The organism is Cellulomonas gilvus ATCC 13127 (genome assembly GCF_000218545.1).
GTDB lineage: Bacteria > Actinomycetota > Actinomycetes > Actinomycetales > Cellulomonadaceae > Cellulomonas > Cellulomonas gilvus.
Genome location: NC_015671.1, coordinates 2,822,201 through 2,844,488, shown reverse-complemented (window position 1 = coordinate 2,844,488; position 22,288 = coordinate 2,822,201). Strand labels below are relative to the sequence as shown.

The following is a 22,288-nucleotide window of genomic DNA, read 5'->3' as shown; positions in this document are numbered from 1 at the left end:
CGGGACGAGGACGGCGGTGGGTCGCCGGTGAGGGCGCCCACCGCTCAGCAAGCGGGCCCGGTGCCCAGGGGTCGAGGGACCCCCTGGGCACCGGGCCCGCCTGCGCCCCGGGCACGCGTGCACACGGTTGGATGGGGGCATGAGCCTGATCCACCTGCGCGCCGCGGGCGTGAGCCTGCTGCTGACGTCCGACGACGACCGCCTGCCCACCGTCGTGCACTGGGGCCGCGACCTGGGCGAGCTGCCGCCCGAGCTGCTCGCCGACCTGGTCCGCGCGAGCGAGGTGCCGCTGGCGGGCGCACAGGTGGACGCGCCGCGCCCGGTCGGCGTGCTGCCCGGGCAGTCCGACGGCTGGCTCGGCACGCCGGGAGTGGCGGGCCACCGGGACGGGGGCGCGTGGTCGCCCGCGTTCGTCGTCACGGACACGCAGGTCGAGGACGCGGGCGGGCACGGCGGCCGCGTGCTGGCCGCGGCCGAGGACGAGCACGCGGGGCTGCGCCTCACGCTCGAGCTCGAGCTCACCGCGCAGGGCGTGGTCCGCACGCGCGCGACGCTGACCAACTCCGGTCCCGACGGCTACGTGGTCGACGCGCTGCTGCCGGCGCTCCCGGTGCCCGCGCACGCGGGGGAGATCCTCGACCTCGCGGGCCGGTGGGCCAAGGAGCGCGCGCCGCAGCGGCACGCGTTCACGGTGGGCACGCACGTGCGCGAGGGTCGGCGCGGCCGCACCGGCGCGGACGCGACGCTCGTGCTGGTCGCCGGTGAGCCCGGCGCCGGGTTCCGGCGCGGCGAGTGCTGGGGCGTGCACGTCGCGTGGTCCGGCAACCACCGCACGCAGGCCGAGCGCATGCCCGACGGGACGCGCCTGCTGGCGGGCGGCGAGCTGCTGCTGCCCGGTGAGGTCCGGCTGGCCGCGGGCGAGCAGTACGCCTCGCCGTGGCTGTACGGCACGTACGGCGACGGCCTGGACGAGCTCGCGGGGCGGTTCCACGCGCTCCTGCGCGCGCGCCCGCAGCACCCGACGACACCGCGCCCGGTCACGCTCAACGTGTGGGAGGCCGTGTACTTCGACCACGCGCTCCCGCGGCTGCTCGAGCTCGCGGAGCTCGCGGCGGCCGTGGGCGTCGAGCGGTACGTGCTCGACGACGGGTGGTTCCGCGGGCGCCGCGACGACACCGCGGGGCTCGGCGACTGGTTCGTCGACGAGGACGTGTGGCCCGACGGCCTCACGCCGCTCGCGGAACGCGTGCACGCGCTGGGCATGCAGCTGGGTCTGTGGTTCGAGCCCGAGATGGTCAACCCGGACTCCGACCTGGCGCGCGCGCACCCGGACTGGATCCTGCAGGTGCCGGGCCGGCTGCCGCCCGAGGCGCGGCACCAGCAGGTGCTCGACGTGTCCCGGCCCGAGGTGTTCGCCTACCTGCGCGAGCGCGTGGTCGCCGTGGTGCGTGAGTACGGCGTGGACTACGTGAAGTGGGACCACAACCGCGACCTGGTCGAGGCCGGTGCGGGTCCCGCGGGTGCGCCGCGCGTGCACGCGCACACGCTCGCGGTGTACGCGCTGCTGGACGCGATCCGCGCGGACTGCCCGGGGCTCGAGATCGAGTCGTGCTCGTCGGGCGGGGCGCGCGTGGACCTCGGCATCCTCGAGCGCACCGACCGCGTGTGGGCGTCCGACTGCATCGACGCCCACGAGCGGCAGGAGATCCAGCGCTGGACCGCGCAGCTGCTGCCGCCCGAGCTCGTCGGATCGCACGTGGGCTCGCGCACGGCGCACACCACGGGGCGCGTGCTCGACCTGTCCTTCCGGGCCGCGACCGCGCTGCTCGGGTCGTTCGGCATCGAGTGGGACCTCACGCAGGCCTCGCCGGAGGAGCGCGCCGAGCTCGCGGCGTGGATCACGCTCTACCAGCAGGAGCGCGCGCTCCTGCACGGCGGGACCACGGTGCGTGACGACGTGCCGGACGCCGGGCTGTGGCTGCACGGCGTGGTCGCGCCCGACGCGTCACGCGCGATCTACGCGCTGGTGCAGCGTGAGCGCCCCGCCACGTGGCCTCCGGGTCGCGTGCGGCTCCCGGGCCTCGACCCGGACGCGACCTACGTGGTGGCGCCGTTCGGTCCGTACGCGCCCCACAACGCGTGGGACCGCCCGCGGTGGTGGGGCGCGCCGGTCCGCCTGACGGGCCGCGCGCTCGCGCTCGTCGGCGTGCAGTCGCCCGCGCTCGAGGTGGACCACGCGGCGCTGCTCACCGCGACGCGGGTGTGACGCGTCAGGCGGGGACCGGTGCCGCGCTCGGCCGCGCGGCGCCCCGTCGGGCCGCGTCGCGCGTGCCGAGCCGGGCCGTCGTGGCGAGCCAGCGCGTGCGCTGCTCGGGTGACGAGAACCGCACCTTGGCGAACGTGGTGCGCCCCGTCAGCCGGTAGCCGCAGTACGCGAGCGTCGCCCGGCCCAGCGACGCGCCCGCGGCGTCGCGGTAGGCGAACCGGTTCCAGAACCCCGGTGAGTCCATGGTCATCACCGTGCGCGCGGTGCGCCCCTGCATGAGGCGCGTGGGCAGGCTCCCGCTCCGGTACCGGAACGTGACCCCCGAGAGCATGACGCGGTCCAGGTACGCCTTGAGGACGGCCGGGTACGTGCCCCACCACTGCGGGTGCAGCACCACCAGGTGCTCGGCCCAGCGCACGTCGTCGACCAGTGCGGCCACCGCGGGGTCCAGGTGCGTGGTGTCGCCGTCGGGCGCGCGCAGGTCGGCGCGTGAGGCCGGGTCGTGCGGGAACGGCGTGACGGCCAGGTCGTGCACCCGCACCTCGGCGCCCGCGCTCCGGGCGCCCTGCGCGTAGGCGGCGGCGAGGGCGTGCGTGAGCGAGCCGGTCAACGGGTGTCCGACGACGACGAGGATGCGCATGGCGGGCCTTTCGGGTGGGGGTGGGCAGGACGGGTCGCCGGCTCGACGAGGTCGTCGGCCGGTGGGGGGCAGGGGTCAGGTGAGCGGCGAGCCCGGGTCGCGCTGGGCCAGCGCGGTCTGCATGACGGCCAGCACCGTCTTGAGGTCGGTGTGCAACGCGGTCAGGTCGACGTCGGTGACCTGCGCGAACGCGTTCGTGAACTCGTCCTCGAGCCGTGCGCCCGCGACCGCGACCAGGTCCGCCCCGGCGGGGGTGAGGGCGAGCACCACCCGGCGGGCGTGCGCGGGGTCGGCGGACGTGGTCACCCACCCGGCGTCGACGAACGAGCCGACGCGCTTGCTGACCGCCGCCTTGGTGACGCGCAGGCAGCGCGCGAGCGTCGTGATGTCGGGCCGGTCGAGGTCGGACAGGACCGCGAGGAACAGGTACTGGTTGAGGCTCACGCCGTGGTCGCGCACCAGGACGGCGTCGGCGTACTCGTCCAGCACGTCCACCAGGTGGTGCAGCGTGACCGTGACGCGGTCGCCCAGGGGATGGTCGGGCGCACGGGTCACCGCCGCGTCCTGCTGGTTCGCGTGGTGTCCGTCCATGCCCTGAGTCAACCGGTTGACATCACGGATGTCAACCGGTTGACCACACGCCGGATGCAGTCAGCTGGTCGGCACGCCGTTGTGCCCACCAGCTGACATCGGGCGCGCGTCAGCGGGTGGCGTCCAGACGCGCGAGCTCGGTGGCGACGTCGAACGTCGCGGGTGGCCAGTCGAGGTCGAGGTCGTCGAGCGCGCGCAGGAGCAGGGCGCTCACCGCGAGGCGCGCGTACCACTTGCGGTCGGCCGGGACCAGGTGCCACGGCGCCTGGAAGACGCCGTCGTCGTACGACGAGCGCGCGAGCACGTCGTCGTACGCCGCCTCGTACGCGGGACGCGCGGCGCGCACGTCGACGTCGCCGGGCGAGTACTTCCAGTGCTTGTCCGGTCGCTCGAGACGCTCGCGCAGGCGCGCGTACTGCTCGTCGCGCGAGACCCACAGCGCGACCTTGACGATGCTGGTGCCACCCGCGACGAGCTCGCGCTCGAACGCCTCGATGGCGGCGAACCGCTCGGTGAGCGTGACCGCGTCGGCCGTGCCGTTGACCGACGGCACCAGGATGTCCTCGTAGTGCGAGCGGTCGAACACGCCGATCCGGCCCGCCGGCGGCAGGGCCTTGCGGATGCGCCAGAGGAAGTCGTGCTCGAGCTCCTCGGGGGTCGGCCGTCCGAACGAGCGCAGCGCCACGCCCTGCGGGTCCACGAGCCCGAGCACGTGCCGCACGATGCCGCCCTTGCCCGCGGTGTCCAGGCCCTGCAGCACCAGCAGCACGGAGCGCGTACCGCCCGTGCGCCCGTGCGCGAACAGGCGCTCCTGCACGTCGGACATGCGCTCGCCGATCGAGGCGAGCAGCTCCTCGCCGGCGTCGCGGTCGCCGGAGAACCCGGGCGTCGCGGACGCGTCGAGCTCGGCCACGCGCACCCCGGACCGGACGCGGACCGCGTGCACCACGTCGTCCAGCACGTCGTCGGACCTCCGAGCCGCCATGACCTGCACCGCCTCTCGTCGCTGAGTGCTCCCGCGGATGCTAGCGCCCGGCGGCCGCCCGGGCTCCTCAGGGGCGGGCCGCGAAGCGCTCCAGCAGGTCCGCGTGGCCCGAGACGATGATGATGTCGTTCTGCGAGATGCGCGTCTCGGGGGTCGCGTACTGGAAGTCCAGCCCGGGGGACTTCACGCCGACCACGGTCACGCCGTAGCGCTCGCGGATCTTGGACTGCGCGAGCGTGAAGCCCTGCGTCTCCTTGGGCGGTCGCATCTTGACCACGGTGAAGCCGTCCTCGACCTCGATGTAGTCGAGCAGCTTGCCGGAGACCAGGTGGGCCACGCGCGAGCCCGCGTCGGCCTCGGGCAGCACCACGTGGTGCGCGCCGATGCGCTGCAGGATGCGGGCGTGCTCGGCGCTGATCGCCTTCGCCCAGATCTGCGGCACGCCGATGTCCACGAGGTTGCCGGTGATGAGCACCGACGCCTCGAGGTAGGAGCCCACGCCCACCACGGCCACGGGGAAGTCGCGCGCGCCCAGCTGCTCGAGCGCCTCGGGGTTGGTCGCGTCCGCCTCGACCAGCGCGATGCGCCCGGCCCACTGCGCGACGAGCTCGGGGGAGCGCTCGACCGCCAGCACGTCCTGCCCCAGCCGGTCCAGCGTCGCCGCGATCGCCGAGCCGAACCGGCCCAGGCCGACCACCAGGACGCCCGCGCCCTTCTTGGGGTTGCGCGGCGCGCCCTGCGTGGCGGCGGCACCTCGTGTGTCAGCCAATGATCGGCCTCTCTTCCGGGAGCCGGATGACCCGACGACGGTTGCGCAGCGCGAGCGCGGCCGCAAGCGTCATCGTGCCGGTCCGGCCGATGAACATCAGGATGGTGAGCACGTACTTGGCGCCGTCGGGCAGCTCGGGCGTGATCCCCGTGCTCAGCCCGCACGTGGCGAACGCCGAGATCACCTCGAACAGGATGGTGTCCAGGCGTTCACCCGTCATGGCGAGCAGCAGCAACGACGAGACGAGCACGAACGTCGCGGAGATGAGCGAGACCGCGATGGCCACCTGGAGCGCGTCGCGCGGGATGCGGCGGCCGTACGCCTCGACGTCGCGGTCCCCGCGCGCCTCGGCCACGATCGCGAGCAGCATGACCGCGAGCGTCGTCACCTTGATGCCGCCCGCGGTGGACGCGGAACCGCCGCCGACGAACATGAGCGCGTCCATCAGCAGCCACGTCGACTCGTGCATCTGCCCGACGTCGACCGTGGAGAACCCGCCCGAGCGCGGCATGACGCCCGCGAACAGCGACGCGAGCGCGGTGCCGGACGGGTCCAGGTCCTTGAACGTCCCGCCGTTGGTCCACTCGAACGCCGCGACCAGCACCGAGCCGGCGACGACCAGCCCGAGGCTCGTGGTGATCGTCAGCTTGGCGTGCAGGCTCCACCGCCGGGGCTCGCGCAGGCTCCGGGCCACGTTGAGGATCACCGGGAAGCCGAGCGAGCCGATGAAGACGCCCACGATGATCGGCAGCAGCACCCACCAGTCCGAGACGAACGGGGACAGCCCCTCGGGCGTGGGCACGAACCCCGCGTTGTTGAACGACGAGACGCCGTAGAAGATCGCGTGCCACGCGGCCGTGCCCCAGTCCTCGTCGTACATGTGGAACCGGGGGAGCAGCACGATCGCGATCGCGACCTCGAGGATGGTCGAGGTCACGATGACCGTGCGGACCAGCGAGCCGACCTCGCCCAGCCGCGTCACCTTGGTCTCGGACGAGACCAGAAGGCGCTGCGTGAGGCCGATCCGGCGCGAGACGGCCATGCCGAGCAGCGACGCGAGCGTCATGACGCCGAGCCCGCCGATCTTGATCGCGACCAGGATCACGACCAGTCCCCACGTGGACCAGTACTCGCCCGTGGGCACCACGACGAGGCCGGTGACCGTGGTCGCGGACGTGGCCGTGAACAGCGCGTCGATGAACGGAGCGCTCTCGCCGTGCGCGGTCGCCCAGGGCGCCTCGAGCAGCACCGTGATGAGCGCGATCACCGCGGCGAACACGCCGAGCGCGAGCCGTGCCGGCGACTGCCGCGCGGACCGGTCGACGAGCTCGCGCGCACGCCACAGCACGCCCGCTCCCGCTGCCATCTGGCCTCCTGCCGTGCGCGTGCGTGTCCGTCGCACGCGCCCTCGTCCCGCTCGTCGTGGCTCCGGCGGTCCGCGTCGCACCCGTCGCGGCACCGCTCTGCTGGCGCCACTCTGGCACGTCGCGCCGCTCGGACGTGCGTCGGACGGCCCGCTCGGGCGCGCGCCGCCGTTCGACAGCACGCGGCCGCGGTGTTTGGGTGGGCGCATGACGCAGCTGCTCCGGGTGGTGTGGACCCCTGAGATGCTGCGGTACGACTTCGGGCGCGGGCACCCCATGTCGCCCCAGCGGCTCGAGCTCACCATGCGCCTGGCGCGCGAGCTGGGCGTGCTCGAGGACGCCCAGCTGGTCGGGGCGCAGCCCGCGTCCGACGAGCTCCTGCAGACCGTGCACGAGGCGGAGTACGTCGCCGCGGTCCGGCGTGCGGACGTCGACGGCACACCCGATGCCGCACGCGGCCTGGGCACCGAGGACGACCCCGTGTTCCCGGGGATGCACGAGGCGTCGGCACGCGTGGTGCAGGGCACCACCGACGCCGCGCTCGCGGTGCTGGACGGCGCGGTCCTGCACGCGGTCAACGTGGGTGGGGGCATGCACCACGCGATGCCCGGCGCCGCCTCGGGCTTCTGCATCTACAACGACGCCGCCGTGGCGATCCGGGCGCTGCTGGCCCGCGGGGTCGAGCGCGTCGCGTACGTGGACGTCGACGCGCACCACGGCGACGGCGTCCAGGCGGTGTTCTGGGACGACCCTCGCGTGCTCACGGTCTCGGTGCACGAGTCCGGCCGGCGGCTGTTCCCGGGGACGGGCCACGCGCACGAGACGGGCGGCGTCCACGCACCGGGCTCGGCGGTGAACGTCCCGTTGCCGGCCGGCACGTCCGACGCGGGCTGGCTGCGCGCGTTCGACGCGGTGGTGCCCGCGGTGCTGCGGGAGTTCGCCCCGCAGGTGCTGGTCACGCAGCACGGGTGCGACTCGCACGTGATGGACCCGCTGACGCACCTGCGGGTGAGCGTGGATGCGCAGCGCGTGGTGGCCGAACGCCTGCACGGGCTCGCGCACGAGGTCACGGACGGTCGGTGGGTGGCGCTCGGGGGCGGCGGGTACGCGATCGTCGACGTGGTGCCGCGCGCGTGGACGCACCTGCTCGCGATCGCCGCGCACCGCCCCGTCGACCCCGCGACGGCCGTGCCGGCCGCGTGGCAGGAGCATGCGCGCGAGAGGTACGGCCGGCAGGGCCCCGCGAGCATGTCCGACGGTGCGCTCGCGGCGTTCCGGACGTGGCACTCGGGGTACGACCCGTCCGACGAGGTGGACCGCGCCATCCGAGCGACGCGCACCGCGGTGTTCCCCACGCTCGGCCTCGACGTGGACCATGACTGAGCCCGCCCGCCGGGGCGGGCCGGCGGCGTCCGGGTGACGTCGCGCGCGCGGCCTGCGGTTTCACTCTGGTCACCCCTTTCACTCCGTCACCACGCGCCACTAGGGTGTGCCCCAGCCCCGTCGTCGACGAGGTGACGGGGCACGACGAGTGATGGTGAGCGGGAGACGATGAGCGACCAGGCCGGCCGCGTGCGCTACCTGACGGTGGTGGAGGTCGCCGAGATCATGCGGGTCTCGAAGATGACGGTCTACCGGCTGCTGCACGCGGGCGAGCTGCCCGGCGTGCGCGTGGGCCGCTCGTTCCGCGTCCCGCAGGACGCGCTCGACCACTACCTGCGCTCGTCGATGTCCGGCGGGCTCGGTGCGCAGCCCGCCGCCGACGCGGCGGACGGCACACGCCGCACGTCCTGAGCCCCGGTTCGCCGCGGGACCCCTCGATCGCGTAGGGTGGGCCCCCGGACTTTCCTGCGTGGGCGACTCGACGAACGACGGCTCGCCAGTCCGGGCGCCTCGTACGAGACGCCGGACCACGCGTCGATCGACCAGCACCGGTCCGCTCACCGCGGGCCACACCCGGAAGCGAGAGTGGACCATGGGCTCCGTCATCAAGAAGCGCCGCAAGCGGATGGCCAAGAAGAAGCACCGCAAGCTGCTGCGCAAGACGCGTCACCAGCGTCGCAACAAGAAGTGATCTCGCGCTGCCTCGGCAGCGCAGCACGGGAGGGCTCGGCCGCGATGGCCGGGCCCTCCCGTCGTTGGCGGCGACGCGCGGGCGGGCGCGCCGCCCCGCGCCGTTCTACAACGATGTAGGATCGGGCCGTGGTCGAGACCCTGTCGCCAGGCCCGTGCGTCCCGCGGGACGGCGGCGTACGCCTGCGCCCCCTGCCGTTCGACGCCGTGCGCTTCGCCCCCGAGGGCTTCTTCGGGCGCTGGCAGGAGCTCAACCGCACCGCGGTGATCCCGCACCTGTGGGAGAACCTCGAGTCGTCGGGCGTCCTGACGAACCTGCGCATCGCGGCGGGGCAGGCCGACGGGCCGTACCGCGGCTTCAACTTCGCCGACTCCGACCTGCACAAGACGCTCGAGGCCGTCGCGTGGGAGGCGGGACGCGTCCCGCACGACCAGCCGTGGGAGGCCGACGTGCGGGCCGCCGTCGCCCTCCTGGCGGCCGCGCAGCGCGAGGACGGCTACCTGGACTCGCACGTCCAGGTCGAACGCCCCGACGACGCGTTCGCCGACCTGCGGTGGGGGCACGAGCTCTACGTGCTGGGGCACCTGCTCCAGGCCGCGGTCGCGCGCGTGCGCACGGGCGGGGGCACGGACCTGCTGGCGGTCGCGAGGCGCTTCGCCGAGCTGGTCGACGAGCGGTTCGACGAGGACCACCCCGGCTGCTGCGGGCACCCCGAGGTCGAGACCGCGCTGGTGGAGCTCGCGCGCCTGACCGGCGAGGCGCGGTGGCTCGACCTGGCTCGGCGGCAGGTGGCCGCGCGCGGGCACGGCACGCTCGGCGAGGGCCCGTTCCCCGCCGCGTACCACCAGGACCACGTGCCGGTGGCCGACGCGCAGCAGGTCGCGGGTCACGCGGTGCGGCAGGTGTACCTCGCGGCGGGCGTCGCGGACGTGGTCGCCGAGACGGGCGACGCCGACCTGCGGGCCGCGCTGCTGCGCCTGTGGGACGACGCCGAGGCGACGCGCACCTACGTGACGGGCGGGATCGGGTCCCGGCACAAGGACGAGGCGTTCGGCGACCCCTACGAGCTGTCGCCCGAGCGCGCGTACGCCGAGACGTGCGCCGCGATCGGCGTGGTGCACTGGGCGTGGCGGATGCTGCTGCTCACGGGCGAGGGACGGTTCGCCGACGCGATGGAGCGCGCGCTCTACAACGCGGTGCCCGCCGGTCTGGGCCGGGACGGGCGCTCGTTCTTCTACTCCAACCCGCTGCAGCTGCGCACGGACCACGACGGGTCCAGCGAGTACGCGCCGGGCCGGCGCCTGCCGTGGTTCGCGTGCGCGTGCTGCCCGCCCAACCTGGCCCGCCTCGCCTCGAGCCTGCACGCCTACGTGGCGACGCGGTCCGACCACGGCCTGGCGCTGCACCTGTACGGCGCGGGTGAGGTGGCCGTGCCCGCCACGGCCGACCGGCCCGCCGTGCGGCTCGTGGTGCGCACCGACTACCCGTGGGACGGCCGCGTGGACGTCGAGGCGCCGCACGGGCTGGTCGAGCCGCTCGCGCTGCGCGTGCCCGGCTGGGCGGACGCCGGGGCCGTGACGCTGGTCGTGGACGGGACGCCCGCCCCCGTGGACGTGCGTGACGGCTACGTGCGGGTCGACGCGCACCCCGGCGCGACCGTGCACCACGTCCGGCTCGACCTCCCGATGCCCGTGGTGCCGCTCGCGGCGCACCCCCGGGTCGACGCGGTGCGCGGCTGCGTGGCGCTGCGCCGTGGCCCCGTGGTGCTGTGCCTCGAGCAGGCGGACCTGCCGGACGGCGTGCTCGTCGAGGACGTCCGCCTGGTCGCGGGCAGCCCGCTGGTGGCCGGTCCGGGCCAGGCCCAGCAGGTGCCTGTCGCCGTCCGGGCGCACGGCGTGCACGTGCCCGCCGCCGACGCGCCGGCCCTGGCCGCGGCACCCTGGACGCCCGACGGCCCGACGCCGGGGGAGGGCGGAGCGCCGGTCGACCTGACGTTCGTGCCGTACCACGCGTGGGGTGAGCGCACGCCCGGCGCGATGCGCGTGTGGGTTCCCGTCGCGTCGGTGACGCGATGACCACCGACGCTCTGCCAGGCTCGGCACAGCCGCCCGTGACGACGCGTGACGCGGCCCCGGTCAGGAAGGTGCGCAAGGTGAGCGGTCGACGCGGCGGTGCGGTCACGATGCACGAGGTCGCGGCGCGCGCGTCGGTCTCGGTCAAGACCGTCTCGAACGTCATCAACGGCTACCCGTACATCCGGGAGTCCACGCGCCAGAAGGTCGAGGAGGCGATCCTCGAGCTGGGCTACCAGGTCAACGTGAGCGCGCGGAACCTGCGGCGCGGTCGCACCGGGCTGATCGGCCTCGCGGTGCCCGAGCTCTCCCTGCCGTACTTCGCCGAGCTCGCGGACTCGGTGATCCGTGCGGCCGAGGAGCGCGGGGTGACGGTGCTCATCGAGCAGACCGGCGCGGTCCGCGAGCGTGAGCTCGAGGTCATCTCCGGGCAGCGGCGGCAGTTCACGGACGGCCTCATCTACTCGCCCCTCGCGCTGGGTCCCGACGACGTGGGCGAGCTCGCGGTGGTGGCCTACCCGCTGGTGCTGCTGGGTGAGCGCATCTTCGGCGGTCCGGCCGACCACGTGACCATGAGCAACGTCGAGGCGGCGCGAGCCGCGACGCGGCACCTGATCGAGCGGGGCCGGCGGCGGATCGCGGTCGTGGGTGCGCACCCCGGCGAGGGCGTCGGCTCCGCGGCGCTGCGCGTGCAGGGCTACCGCCGCGCGCTCGAGGACGCGGGCATCCCGTTCGACCCGGCGCTGGTGGCCGAGGCGGGGCTGTGGCACCGCGCGACCGGCGCCGAGGCCATGGCGCACCTGCTCGACGCGGGCGTCGAGCTGGACGCCGTGTTCGGGCTCAACGACGCGCTCGCGCTCGGTGCGCTGCACGAGCTGCACCGACGCCGCATCGACGTGCCCGGTCAGGTCGCGGTCATGGGCTTCGACGACATCGACGAGACCGCGTACTCGGCCCCCACGCTGTCCACCGTGCACCCGGGCCGCGAGGAGATCGCCCGCACGGCCGTGGACCTGCTGCTCGCGCGCATCGACGACCCCGACGACGAGCGGCCGTTCCAGCAGGTGATCGCGGACTACTCGATCGTGGCGCGCGACTCGACCGCGGTGGTCCAGGCCTGACGTCGCGCTCGGCGCATCAGGCGCGTGCGTCGATCCGGTCGAGCCGTGCGTCGACGAGCCAGCCCGACGCGAGCAGCGCGGCGCTCGCGCCGACCAGCACGCCCACGGGCGGCACGAACCACGCCGTGAGCACGACCGCGGCGAACGTGACCAGCACCGCGAGGGACGTGCCGGGGCTGAGGGCCGGGGCCAGCAGCAGGAAGCGCCACGTGGGCACGAGACCGTCGTCGTAGCGACGCAGGACGGGCACCAGGAACGCGACGACGAGGGCGGTCCACGCACCCACCACGGTCAGCCCGGCGAGCAGCACCGCGCCCGCGGGACCGGTCACCGCGGCGGCCACGCCGGCGTCCAGCAGCAGGAGCGCACCGAGCGCCCACGCGGGGGCCCCGAGCGTGTTGGCGCGCCGCCACTGCGCGCGCCACGCGGTCCAGAAGTCGCGCCACACCGAGGTCGAGGCGTCACCCGTCGTGAGCCGCGCGAGCAGCCGGCCCGCGGCGTCGAGCGCCGGGAACAGCCCGAGCAGCACGCCGCCCGCGAGCGTGCCGAGCACCAGCAGGAGCTGGGCCAGCACCAGGTGCTCGACCCACCGCAGCCCGGTCATGACGCGCCCGGCCCAGCCCGTCCCCTCGTCGCCCACGGGCACGATCCTCGCCGATGCGCGGCCCGACGCGGTCGGCGCGGTCATGGCGTGGGACCGGCCGCGGCGTGCCGGACGCCCGCGACGACGCGCCCGCGGTCGTCGACGGCGCCGAACGTCCACGTGGGGTGCGCGCGCACCGGGTCGAGCCCGGGCATGACGACGGCCTCGGCGCGTGCGCCGTCGCCCCAGCGCCACGCGAAACGGCCCGAGCCGTGCGCGACGACGTCCGTGACCTCGAGCGTGCTGCTGGTGGTCGGCTGGACGGCACGCGGGTCGGCCGACAGGTCCAGCACGTCCCAGGCGCCGCGCAGGACGGCCGGGTCGTCGGGCCACGCGGTCGCGGGCGTGCGCTCGTGGTCCGTGCCCGCCCACGGCAGCAGGCTGACCACGGGCCACGCGTCGTGCGTCCACGCGAGCAGGCGCACCTGGACGCGGTGGTGCGTCGGGCGGTCCGCGTCGCGCACGTGGTGCACCAGGTACTGACGGTCGGCCTCGGTGAGCACCGCGGCGTGACCGGGTCCGCGCAGCCCGGGTCCGCCGGGCAGGCGGTGGCCGGTCAGCACGGGGGTCCCCGCGTCGGTGCCCGCGTCGTCCCGCAGGTCGCGGCCGAGCCGGTCGACGTACGGGCCGGTGGGGGAGTCCGCCACGCCCGCGCGCACGTGGTAGGTGTCGAACAGCGAGTCCCAGGACGCGAGCATGGCCCAGCCGCCACCCGGCCGCGGCAGCACGTACGGGCCCTCGATCGCGCCCTCGACGGCCGCGGGACGGCGGGCGAGCAGCACGCCCGGGCCCTGCGCGAGCGCGAGGCCCGTCGCGGGGTCGAGCTCGAGCGCGTGCAGGCCGCCGAAGAACGAGCCGTACACCAGCCAGTGCCGCTCGCCGTCGACCACCAGGTTCGCGTCGATGGCGTTCGGGGGGCCGTCGCCGTGCGGGCTCACGCCCTCGCGGATGCCGTCGTGCGTGCTGGTGACCACGAGCCCGCGGTCGGTCCAGGGACCGGCGGGGTGCGGTGCGACCGCGAGCCCGATGGCCGACGTGCGCGAGCCGAACGACGACGCGGACCAGTACATGCGCCACTCGTCGCCCACGCGCGCCACCTCGGGCGCCCACAGGCCCACCGCACCGGCCCAGGAGGCCGCGGCGGTCGGCACGTCGGGCAGCGCCCAGCCGTGGAACGTCCAGGTGACCAGGTCGGTCGAGCGGCGGACCTGCACGCCGCCGCGCACGGGTCCGTCGGCGTACGCGTCCGTCGAGAACAGCCAGTACGTGCCGTCGTCGTCGCGCACCGCGGTCGGGTCGTGGGCGTGGTCGGCCCCCCAGCCCGCGGTCTCGAGGTCGAGGAGGGCCGGGTCGGTGACTGCCACGGCGCTAGCCCTTGGTCCCCGTGAGGGCGACGGACTCGATGATCTGCCGCTGGAAGATGAGGAACACCACGAGGATCGGCAGCAGCGCCACGAACGACGCGGCCATGATCAGCGGGTAGTCGCGCTGCGTCGCGAACTCGACGTTGAGGTTGGCGATGACCACCTGCAGCGTCTGCTTCTCGGGCGAGTTCAGGTACAGGATCGGCGCCAGGTAGTCGTTCCACAGCGTCATGAACCAGAGGATGAACTGCGCGGCGATCGCGGGCCGGATCATCGGCATGATCATCCGGAAGAAGATGGTCAGGTAGGACGCGCCGTCGATCTTGGCGGCCTCCACCAGCGAGTCCGGGACGGTCTCCAGGTACTGCCGGATGAAGAAGATCATGATGATGTTGCCGAACAGCAGCGGCACGATCAGCGGCAGCAGGGTGTCCACCCAGTGCAGCCGGGAGAACATCACGAACTGCGGGATCATGATCGTCGGGTAGGGGATCATCAGGCCCGAGAGCAGGGCCAGGAAGATCGCGTTCTTGCCCGGCAGCCGCATCTTCGCGAGCGCGAACGCCGCGAGCGCGGACGTCAGCGAGCCGATCACCGTGACGGTGGTCGCGACGATGAAGCTGTTCTTGAAGCCCGACAGGATCGGCGCCTCGGACCACATCCGCGTGAACGTGTCCCACTGCGGCGCCTCGGGCCACAGCACGGGGGGCAGGGCGAAGACCTCGCCCTTGGTCTTGACGGCGGTGGTGAACATCCACGCGAGCGGCGCGATCATGACGACCGCGAACAGCGCGAGGACGACGAACAGGACGACGTTGGTGACGCGGTTCTCGGACCGCACGCCACGGGCCGGCGTGCCCGCGGGTGCGGGGACGGCCTTGCCGCGACGGAGCTGGGGGATCGTGGTCATGGTCGCGGCCTCACTCGATGCTGAAGCTGTTGCGCCGGTTGAGGCGGAACTGGATGAGGGTGATGACGAGGACGAGGATGCCGAGGACGATCGCCATCGCCGTGGCGTACCCCATCTGCTGGTACCGGAAGGCCTTGCGCACGATGTACCAGACGACGGACGCCGAGCTGAACTCGGGGCCGCCGGTCGGCGTCATGATGTTGACCTCGGTGAAGATCTGCGCGCCGGCGATGATGTTCGTGACCACCAGGAAGAAGGTCACGGGCCGCACCATGGGCATCGTGATCGAGCGGAACTTCTGGAACGCGTTCGCGCCGTCGAGCGCCGCCGCCTCGTAGAGCGAGGCGGGCACGGACTGGATCGCGGCCAGGTACAGGAGCATCGAGTACCCCAGGCCCTTCCAGATGGCCATGAGGATGATCGCGGGCTTGACCGTCGCGGTGTTCTGCAACCAGTCGGGGCCGTCGATGCCGAACCAGCCGAGCGCCTGGTTGATGAGGCCGAAGTCGCCGTTGTACGCGAACTGCCACACGATCGCGATCGCCGCGAGCGAGGAGATGACCGGCACGTAGTAGATGGTCCGGAACGCCGTGCGCCCCGGGATCCGGCGGTTGAGCGCGAGCGCGAGCAGCAGCGACAGCGCGAGACCGATCGGGATGCCGATCATGTAGAAGAACGTGTTGAACAGGCTCTTGTGGAAGTACTCGTCGGACAGCAGCTGCGTGTAGTTGTCGAGGCCGACGAACCGCATGGGCCCGAGGCCGTTCCAGCTGGTCAGCGACGCGTAGATCGCGAACCCGATCGGGTACAGCGTGAACAGGAGGAACCCGATCACGGGCAGGCCGACGAACGCCAGCGCCCAGCGGTGCTCGACGCGGTGCAGGCGCCGGCGCGCGCGGGCGTCGCGCATGGGGGGCCGGGCGGGGGCGCCGGCGGTGTCGACGGTCGTGGGGCCGTCGACGGGGGCCTCGGGGGCCGGGCTTCGCGTCATCGCGGATCGTCCTCTCGGATGCTCGAGCGGCGTGAGGGGTGGGGCCCGGCCGGGGTGGCCGGCCGGGCCCCGGGTCCTCAGGCGCCTGCGCCGGCCTGCTCGGCGTTGGCGATCGACTCGTCGAGGAGCTTCTGCATCTTGGGCTGCGTCTCGGCGAGGTAGTCGGCGGCCGTCTGCTTGCCGTCGAGCACGGGCTGGATGTTGGTCCAGAGCTCGTCGTACCACTCCGCGCCGTACGTGAACGCGGCGGGCATCGCGCGGCCGTAGTCCTGCACCACGTCGAGGAACTCCTGGCGGTTCGCGGGCTCGGCGTCGGCCGCCGTCGCCCACGTCTGCGCGACGTCGATGAGGTTCGGGATCTGGATGTTCGCGTCGACGAGGGTCTGCTGGGCCTCGGTGTCCGCGGACAGGTAGGTCACCAGGTTCACCGCGTCCTGCGGGTGGTCGCTCGTGGCCGAGACGCCGATGCCGAGCGACCCGATCCACGTGGCCGACTCGGTGCCGCCGACGCTGGGCCAGGGGATCAGGTCGTAGTCGAAGTCGAGGTCGTTGTAGACGCTGACGTCCCACGGGCCGACCGGGAAGAAGCCGATCTCGCCGGCCATCCAGCGCTGGTACGTGTCGAGCGTCGCGGCGTCGGACGCCGAGGGCGTGACCTTGTCGACGTTGGTCAGGTCCGCGAACTTCTGCAGCGCGTCGGCGAACTCGGGGGTGTCCACCGTGACCTGGGTGTGGTCGGCGTTGGTCCAGTCGCCGCCGTTGCTCCACACCATCGACTGCAGGTTCCACTGGACGTTGAGGCCGGTGCCCCACTGGTCCACGGCGCCGTCACCGTCGGTGTCGGTGGTGAGCTTCTTGCAGATCTCGACGAACTCCTCCCACGTGAGCGGGGTGTCCTTGTCCGGCAGCGGGATGCCGGCCTCCTCGAGCATCGTCTTGTTGTAGCCGAAGGAGAACGGGCCGACGTCCTTGGGCAGGCCGTACAGGCGCCCGTCGGGCGTGCCCTGCGTGGTGCCGTCGAAGCGGTAGGAGTCCACGCCGTAGGCCCAGATGTTGTCGAGGTCCACGCCGGACTCGGCGACCTGGTCGGTGATGTCCATCAAGACGCCCGAGGCGACGTACGACTGCAGGCTCGCCTGCTCGATGTAGAACACGTCGGGCACGTTGTTGCCGGCCACCGCGGCCTGCAGCTTGGTCGCGTACTGGTCCGCGTCCGTGACGATGACGTTGACCTTGACGCCCGTGTCCTCGGTGTACCGGTTGATCGCCGCCTGGTAGGCGGCCTTCTCGTCGGTGCCGCCGCGGAACATGAACGTGATCGTCTTGTCGCCGTCCTCGCCGCCGCCGCCACCGCCGCTGCACGCCGTGAGCGCGAGCGCACCCATGAGTGCGGTCGCCACAGCGCCCGCGAGCAGCCTGGTCCTGCTGTTCATCTCTGCCTGCCTCCCAAGTCGAGGGTGGGGTCAGGTCGTCCGTCGGGGCGAACCGGACGAACCGTCCGGCCCGGGCGGGTGCCTCCGTGCACCGCCCGTACGTCCCTGCTGGTCTCCTTTGACCTCTCCAGTGTGCCAACGCCGAAATCTACAACGTTGATCTACAACGTTGCACAAGATGGCACGGTTCGGCATGATCGGTCAAGCAACGATCCGGTCACGGCCAAGGGCCTCGTGGCCCCCCGTCCGGGGACCTGCGGTCCCACGTGTCGCCTGACCTGCGCAGACGCAGGCTGGATGTGTGAAGCGGGTGGGCGTTGACGGGAGGGCACCGCATCGGGCATGGTTCCTCTACAACGATGTAGAACGACGACGATCGCGAGGGAGCGAGTCGATGGGCGTGGCGCACACGCCACCCATGGGGTGGAACAGCTGGGACTGCTACGGCACCACGGTGACCGAGCACGAGGTCCTGGCGAACGCGCGCTTCCTCGCCGAGCACCTGCTGCCGCTCGGCTGGGACACCGTGGTGGTCGACATCGACTGGTCCGACCCGACCGCTCGAGCGCACGGCTACAACGACGCCGCGCCGCTGTGCCTCGACGCCGGCGGGCGGCCCGTGCCTGCGCCGGGGCGCTTCGCCTCGTCCGCGGACGGCAGCGGCTTCACCGCGCTCGCGGCCCAGGTGCACGCGCTGGGCCTGCGGTTCGGCGTGCACGTGCTGCGCGGCATCCCCCGCCGCGCGGTCGAGCTGGACCTGCCCGTCGAGGGCACCGCGTGGACCGCGCGCGACGCGGCCGACACGACCTCGACGTGCGCGTGGAACCCCCACAACTACGGTCTCGACCACACCCACCCCGCCGCGCAGGCGTGGCTCGACGGCCAGGTCGCCCAGCTCGCGCGATGGGGCGTGGACTACGTCAAGGTCGACGACATGCTCGCGCCGCTGCACGTGGACGCCGTCCGCGCGTGGTCCCTGGCGATCGAGCGGGCGGGCCGGCCGATGGTCCTGTCGCTGTCCCCGGGCACCGGGGTCTCGACGCACGACCACGCACTGCTGGCCGAGCACGGCAACCTCTGGCGCGTGTGCGACGACCTGTGGGACCGGTGGGAGGACGTCCACGCGTCGTTCGCGCGGCTCGCCCGCTGGGCGCCGCTGCAGGCCCCGGGCGCATGGGCCGACGCCGACATGCTGCCGCTCGGGCGGATCGGCATCCGCGCCGAACGGGGCGAGGACCGGCACAGCCGCCTGACGCCCGACGAGCAGCGCACGCTCCTCACGCTCTGGGTCATGGCGCGCTCGCCGCTCATGATGGGCGGCGACCTGCCCACGAGCGACGCCGCGACCATCGCGCTGCTCGCCAACCCCGCGGTCGGACACGTGCTGCGCACGTCGGTCGACGGGCGTGAGGTCCTGCGCGAGCCGGACGGCGACGGCGAGGTCGTCGTCTGGACGGCCCGCGCGGGTGGCGACGAACCGTCGGCGACGCGGTACGCAGCCGTGTTCTGGACCGGCCCGGCGCCCCGCACGTGCACCGTCGCGGTGGGAGCGCTCGTCGGCCACGAGCTCGCGGCGCGGCACGACTGGGCGGTGCGCGACCTGTGGGACGCCGCGCTGCCGGTCGCTCCGCGGTCCGACCCGTCCGCGCCGACCGGCGCGCTCGACCTCCTCGTCCCGGCGCACGGCGTGCGCTGGGTGGCGCTGGACCCCCGGCCCCGCACCGGACAGGAGGGCCGCCCCGCGCCGACCTGACCCACCGGACGTCCCCGGACGCCCGGTCCCGCACCGTCGCCCGACCACGCTCGAGCCCGCACCACCGACAGGAGCTGTTCCGCATGATCCCCGTCCGCATCACCCTCGACCCCGCGTTCCGCGTGGGCCCCGTGCGCCGTCGCACGTTCGGCTCGTTCGTCGAGCACCTCGGCCGGTGCGTCTACACCGGCATCCACGACCCGGCCCACCCGAGCGCCGACGCCGACGGCTTCCGCCAGGACGTCGTCGAGCTGACGCGCGAGCTGGGCGTGAGCACCGTGCGCTACCCGGGCGGCAACTTCGTCTCGGGCTACCGCTGGGAGGACGGGGTCGGTCCGCTCGCCGAGCGCCCCCGCCGGCTCGACCTCGCGTGGCACTCGACCGACCCGAACACGGTCGGCGTCGACGAGTTCATGCGCTGGACCAAGGCGGCGCAGGTCGAGCCGATGATGGCCGTGAACCTGGGCACGCGCGGCGTGCAGGAGGCGCTCGACCTGCTCGAGTACTGCAACGTCCGCTCGGGCACGCGCCTGTCGGACCTGCGCGTCGCGAACGGCTCGCCCGAGCCGCACGACATCCGCATGTGGTGCCTGGGCAACGAGATGGACGGCCCGTGGCAGATCGGCCACAAGACGGCCTACGAGTACGGCCGGCTCGCGGCGGAGACCGCCCGCGCCATGCGCATGGTCCAGCCCGACCTCGAGCTCGTCGCATGCGGCTCGTCGGGCGTCCCGATCCCCACGTTCGGCGAGTGGGAGCGCATCGTGCTCGGCGAGTCCTACGAGTACGTCGACATGATCTCGGCGCACGCGTACTACTGGGAGGAGGACGGCGACCTGGGCTCGTTCCTCGCGTCGGCCACCGACATGGACCACTTCATCGAGTCCGTGGCCGCGACCGCCGACGCGGTGCGCGCGCACAAGAAGCTCGCCAAGCGGATCCACATCTCGTTCGACGAGTGGAACGTCTGGTACCAGCACCGCGCCGAGTCCAAGCCCCCCACGGGCGACGACTGGCCCGTGGCACCCGTGCTGCTCGAGGACAGGTACAACGTGGCCGACGCGGTCGTGGTCGGCAACCTGCTGATCAGCCTGCTGCGGCACACCGACCGAGTGCACGCGGCGTCGCTCGCACAGCTCGTCAACGTGATCGCGCCGATCATGACCGAGCCCGGCGGCCGGGTCTGGAAGCAGACGATCTTCCACCCGTTCGCGCAGGCGTCGCGGTACGCGGTCGGCGAGGTGCTCCGGGTCGCGATCGACGTCGAGACGTACGAGACCGCGAAGTTCGGCGACGCCGCGCTCGCGGACGCGGTCGCGACGTACGACGCCGAGACCGGCGCGGTCGCGCTGTTCGCCGTCAACCGGTCCACGACGCAGCCCGCACTGCTCGAGGTCGACGTGCGCTCGATCCCCGGCCTGCAGCTCCTCGAGGCGAGCACGCTCGCCAACCCGGACCACACGTGGTCCGCGACGGCCGACGACGACACGAGCGTGGCGCCCCGTGCGAACGTGAGCGCCGAGCTCGTCGACGGACGGCTGCGCGTCGAGGTGCCGCCGGTCTCCTGGAACGTCGTGCGCCTGGGCACCCGGGCGTGAGCGGGCACGCCGCCCCCGACGGGCCCTCCTCCGCTGCGGGGGCCGGTGCCGGGGACTCCTCTCCCCGGCCCCGGGGGCGGCGTGCGGCACTGGTCGCGGGCGCGCTCGTCGTGCTGCTCGGGATCGCGGGAGCGATCACGTGGCTCACGCGCGACGACGCGCCCGCGGCGACCGCGCTCGAGCTCGCCGGCGACCTGCGGACGCACGACCCCGCGCTCGTCGCGGGCGCCCCGGGCGAACCCTGGTACGTGTTCTCCACGGGTGACGTGCGCGTGGGCCTGGGCGCCCCGCAGATCCGCCGGTCCACGGACGACGGCCGCACGTGGACCGAGATCGGCACGGTGTGGGACGCGGGCTCGCGCCCGCAGTGGGTGTACGACGCGGTCCCGGGGGTCCAGAACTTCTGGGCACCCGAGGTCGTCGAGCACGACGGGACCTGGTACCTGTACTACGCCGCGTCCACGTTCGGCTCGAACACCTCGCTCATCGGCCTGATGACGAACACGACGCTCGACCCCGACGACCCGGACTACGCGTGGGTCGACCAGGGCGAGGTCATGCGGTCCACCGCGGGCGAGCAGGACTACAACGCGATCGACGCGGGCGTGGTGGTCGACGAGGCCGGTACGCCGTGGATGTCGTTCGGGTCGTTCTGGGGCGGGCTGCAGCTCGTCGAGCTCGCGTGGCCCGACGGCAAGCTCGCGGACCCGGACGCCACGCCCGTCACCATCGCGAGCCGCATCGGCGCGCCCAACGCGATCGAGGCGCCCTACCTGGTGCGGCGCGGCGGCTGGTACTACCTGTTCTTCTCGCGCGACTCGTGCTGCCAGGGCACGGACTCGACGTACAACATCGCCGTGGGGCGCGCGCGTGAGGTGACGGGACCGTACGTGGACGACGAGGGCCGCGAGCTGACCGCCGACGGCGGGCGCGAGCTCCTGTCGAGCCACGGGGACATGATCGGCCCGGGGGGCCAGTCCGTGTCCGGCGACCACCTGGCCTTCCACTACTACAGCGCCGCGCTCGGCGGGGACTTCCAGCTCGCGATCCGCGAGCTCGCGTGGGACGACGACGGATGGCCCGTGGCCACCACGGGCGAGGAGCAGGACGCCGCTGGGTGAGCCTCACAGCGCGCGCTCGAGCACGAAGTCGTGCTCGAGCCGCGCACCCACGCGGAACCGCTTGGTGCCGACCCGGACGAACCCGTGCCGGCCGTAGAAGCGCTGCGCGCGCTCGTTGAGCTGGTTGACGCCGAGCCACATCGCGGCCGCGCCACGTGCGCGGCCGTCGGCGAGCGACGCGGCCATGAGCGCGTCCGCGACACCCGAGCCGTGCGCCGCCGGATCCACGTAGCACTTGGACAGCTCGACCGTGGGCGTGACCGTGAGAGCGGCGCGCACGTCCGGGTCGGCAGGTTCGCCGCCGACGAGCATCGTGTAGCCCACGAGCGCCGGCCCGTCCGCCGGGCCCTGCGCCACCAGCACCGTGCGCGCGGGGTCGGCCAGGTACGTCTCGAACGCGGCGGGGGACAGCACGCGCGTGACGAACTCCTGCTGGTCCGCGGGGGTCGAGCCGGGCGGGCACGCGAGCGGGAACGTCAGCGCCGCGAGCGCGGCGAGGTCGGGCACGTCCTGCGGCGTGGCGCGGCGCACGAGCGGCACGGGCTGCGGGCTGCGGGGCGACGCGTCGTGGCTCACGGTCGGCCAGCCTAGGC

The 22,288-nt window shown here is 73.5% G+C and carries 20 protein-coding genes; 9 read left to right on the top strand and 11 right to left on the bottom strand.

Annotated features, from left to right (window positions below; translation table 11 throughout):
• Positions 1-139: 139 nt before the first annotated feature.
• Positions 140-2,266 carry an alpha-galactosidase gene (locus tag CELGI_RS12960; protein WP_013884586.1) on the top strand — a complete coding sequence of 709 codons (2,127 nt, stop codon included), beginning with the start codon at positions 140-142 and terminating at the stop codon, positions 2,264-2,266.
• A gap of 4 nt (positions 2,267-2,270) precedes the next feature.
• On the opposite strand, the gene CELGI_RS12955 is transcribed toward CELGI_RS12960, so the two are convergent.
• From CELGI_RS12955 to CELGI_RS12935, 5 genes are all read right to left on the bottom strand, one after another.
• Positions 2,271-2,906 carry an NAD(P)H-dependent oxidoreductase gene (locus CELGI_RS12955; RefSeq protein ID WP_013884585.1) on the bottom strand — a complete coding sequence of 212 codons (636 nt, stop codon included), beginning with the start codon at positions 2,904-2,906 and terminating at the stop codon, positions 2,271-2,273.
• A gap of 75 nt (positions 2,907-2,981) precedes the next feature.
• Positions 2,982-3,497, bottom strand: coding sequence for a MarR family winged helix-turn-helix transcriptional regulator (locus CELGI_RS12950; RefSeq protein WP_013884584.1), 516 nt, complete (start codon positions 3,495-3,497; stop codon positions 2,982-2,984).
• A gap of 109 nt (positions 3,498-3,606) precedes the next feature.
• Positions 3,607-4,482 (bottom strand): PPK2 family polyphosphate kinase, encoded by an 876-nt coding sequence (locus CELGI_RS12945; protein WP_049785651.1) that lies wholly within the window; start codon positions 4,480-4,482, stop codon positions 3,607-3,609.
• Positions 4,483-4,549: 67 nt separating this feature from the next.
• Entirely contained in the window at positions 4,550-5,251 is a 702-nt protein-coding gene (locus CELGI_RS12940; protein ID WP_013884582.1) for a potassium channel family protein, read from the bottom strand.
• Positions 5,244-6,617, bottom strand: coding sequence for a TrkH family potassium uptake protein (locus CELGI_RS12935; RefSeq protein WP_013884581.1), 1,374 nt, complete (start codon positions 6,615-6,617; stop codon positions 5,244-5,246). Before CELGI_RS12935 ends, CELGI_RS12940 begins: the two co-directional genes overlap by 8 nt.
• A gap of 205 nt (positions 6,618-6,822) precedes the next feature.
• Between CELGI_RS12935 and CELGI_RS12930 the strand changes: the two genes are divergently transcribed.
• From CELGI_RS12930 to CELGI_RS12915, 5 genes are all read left to right on the top strand, one after another.
• The gene (locus CELGI_RS12930) at positions 6,823-7,998 is read left to right on the top strand and encodes an acetoin utilization protein AcuC (protein WP_013884580.1); all 1,176 of its coding nucleotides are present in this window, start codon (positions 6,823-6,825) and stop codon (positions 7,996-7,998) included.
• 168 nt (positions 7,999-8,166) lie between these two features.
• Positions 8,167-8,409 (top strand): helix-turn-helix domain-containing protein, encoded by a 243-nt coding sequence (locus CELGI_RS12925; RefSeq protein WP_013884579.1) that lies wholly within the window; start codon positions 8,167-8,169, stop codon positions 8,407-8,409.
• 181 nt (positions 8,410-8,590) lie between these two features.
• Positions 8,591-8,689, top strand: a complete 99-nt coding sequence (locus CELGI_RS16795; protein WP_003792170.1) for a 30S ribosomal protein bS22 — start codon at positions 8,591-8,593, stop codon at positions 8,687-8,689.
• A 128-nt stretch (positions 8,690-8,817) separates the two neighbouring features.
• Complete coding sequence (locus CELGI_RS12920; RefSeq protein ID WP_013884578.1) at positions 8,818-10,764, top strand: glycoside hydrolase family 127 protein; 1,947 nt, start codon at positions 8,818-8,820, stop codon at positions 10,762-10,764.
• 107 nt (positions 10,765-10,871) lie between these two features.
• Positions 10,872-11,882, top strand: coding sequence for a LacI family DNA-binding transcriptional regulator (locus tag CELGI_RS12915; RefSeq protein WP_041574743.1), 1,011 nt, complete (start codon positions 10,872-10,874; stop codon positions 11,880-11,882).
• 16 nt (positions 11,883-11,898) lie between these two features.
• Here the strand turns inward: CELGI_RS12915 and CELGI_RS12910 are convergent, their stop codons facing one another.
• From CELGI_RS12910 to CELGI_RS12890, 5 genes are all read right to left on the bottom strand, one after another.
• Positions 11,899-12,570: a YesL family protein gene (locus tag CELGI_RS12910; protein WP_013884576.1), complete on the bottom strand. Its 672-nt coding sequence runs from the start codon at positions 12,568-12,570 to the stop codon at positions 11,899-11,901.
• On the bottom strand, positions 12,567-13,889 hold the full coding sequence (locus tag CELGI_RS12905) for an arabinan endo-1,5-alpha-L-arabinosidase (protein ID WP_013884575.1): 1,323 nt from the start codon (positions 13,887-13,889) through the stop codon (positions 12,567-12,569). The genes CELGI_RS12910 and CELGI_RS12905 overlap by 4 nt, the downstream gene beginning before the upstream one ends.
• A gap of 4 nt (positions 13,890-13,893) precedes the next feature.
• Complete coding sequence (locus CELGI_RS12900; RefSeq protein WP_013884574.1) at positions 13,894-14,799, bottom strand: carbohydrate ABC transporter permease; 906 nt, start codon at positions 14,797-14,799, stop codon at positions 13,894-13,896.
• 10 nt (positions 14,800-14,809) lie between these two features.
• Positions 14,810-15,790, bottom strand: coding sequence for a carbohydrate ABC transporter permease (locus CELGI_RS12895; protein WP_013884573.1), 981 nt, complete (start codon positions 15,788-15,790; stop codon positions 14,810-14,812).
• A 77-nt stretch (positions 15,791-15,867) separates the two neighbouring features.
• Entirely contained in the window at positions 15,868-17,223 is a 1,356-nt protein-coding gene (locus tag CELGI_RS12890) for an ABC transporter substrate-binding protein (protein WP_013884572.1), read from the bottom strand.
• A 394-nt stretch (positions 17,224-17,617) separates the two neighbouring features.
• Here CELGI_RS12890 and CELGI_RS12885 point away from each other — a divergent pair, with 394 nt between their 5' ends.
• From CELGI_RS12885 to CELGI_RS12875, 3 genes are all read left to right on the top strand, one after another.
• On the top strand, positions 17,618-18,976 hold the full coding sequence (locus CELGI_RS12885; protein ID WP_013884571.1) for an alpha-galactosidase: 1,359 nt from the start codon (positions 17,618-17,620) through the stop codon (positions 18,974-18,976).
• A gap of 83 nt (positions 18,977-19,059) precedes the next feature.
• Positions 19,060-20,574 carry an arabinosylfuranosidase ArfA gene (gene arfA, locus CELGI_RS12880; RefSeq protein WP_013884570.1) on the top strand — a complete coding sequence of 505 codons (1,515 nt, stop codon included), beginning with the start codon at positions 19,060-19,062 and terminating at the stop codon, positions 20,572-20,574.
• Positions 20,571-21,695, top strand: a complete 1,125-nt coding sequence (locus CELGI_RS12875; protein WP_013884569.1) for an arabinan endo-1,5-alpha-L-arabinosidase — start codon at positions 20,571-20,573, stop codon at positions 21,693-21,695. The genes arfA and CELGI_RS12875 overlap by 4 nt, the downstream gene beginning before the upstream one ends.
• 3 nt (positions 21,696-21,698) lie before the next feature.
• Here the strand turns inward: CELGI_RS12875 and CELGI_RS12870 are convergent, their stop codons facing one another.
• Positions 21,699-22,271: a GNAT family N-acetyltransferase gene (locus CELGI_RS12870; RefSeq protein WP_013884568.1), complete on the bottom strand. Its 573-nt coding sequence runs from the start codon at positions 22,269-22,271 to the stop codon at positions 21,699-21,701.
• Between the last annotated feature and the right edge of the window lie 17 nt (positions 22,272-22,288).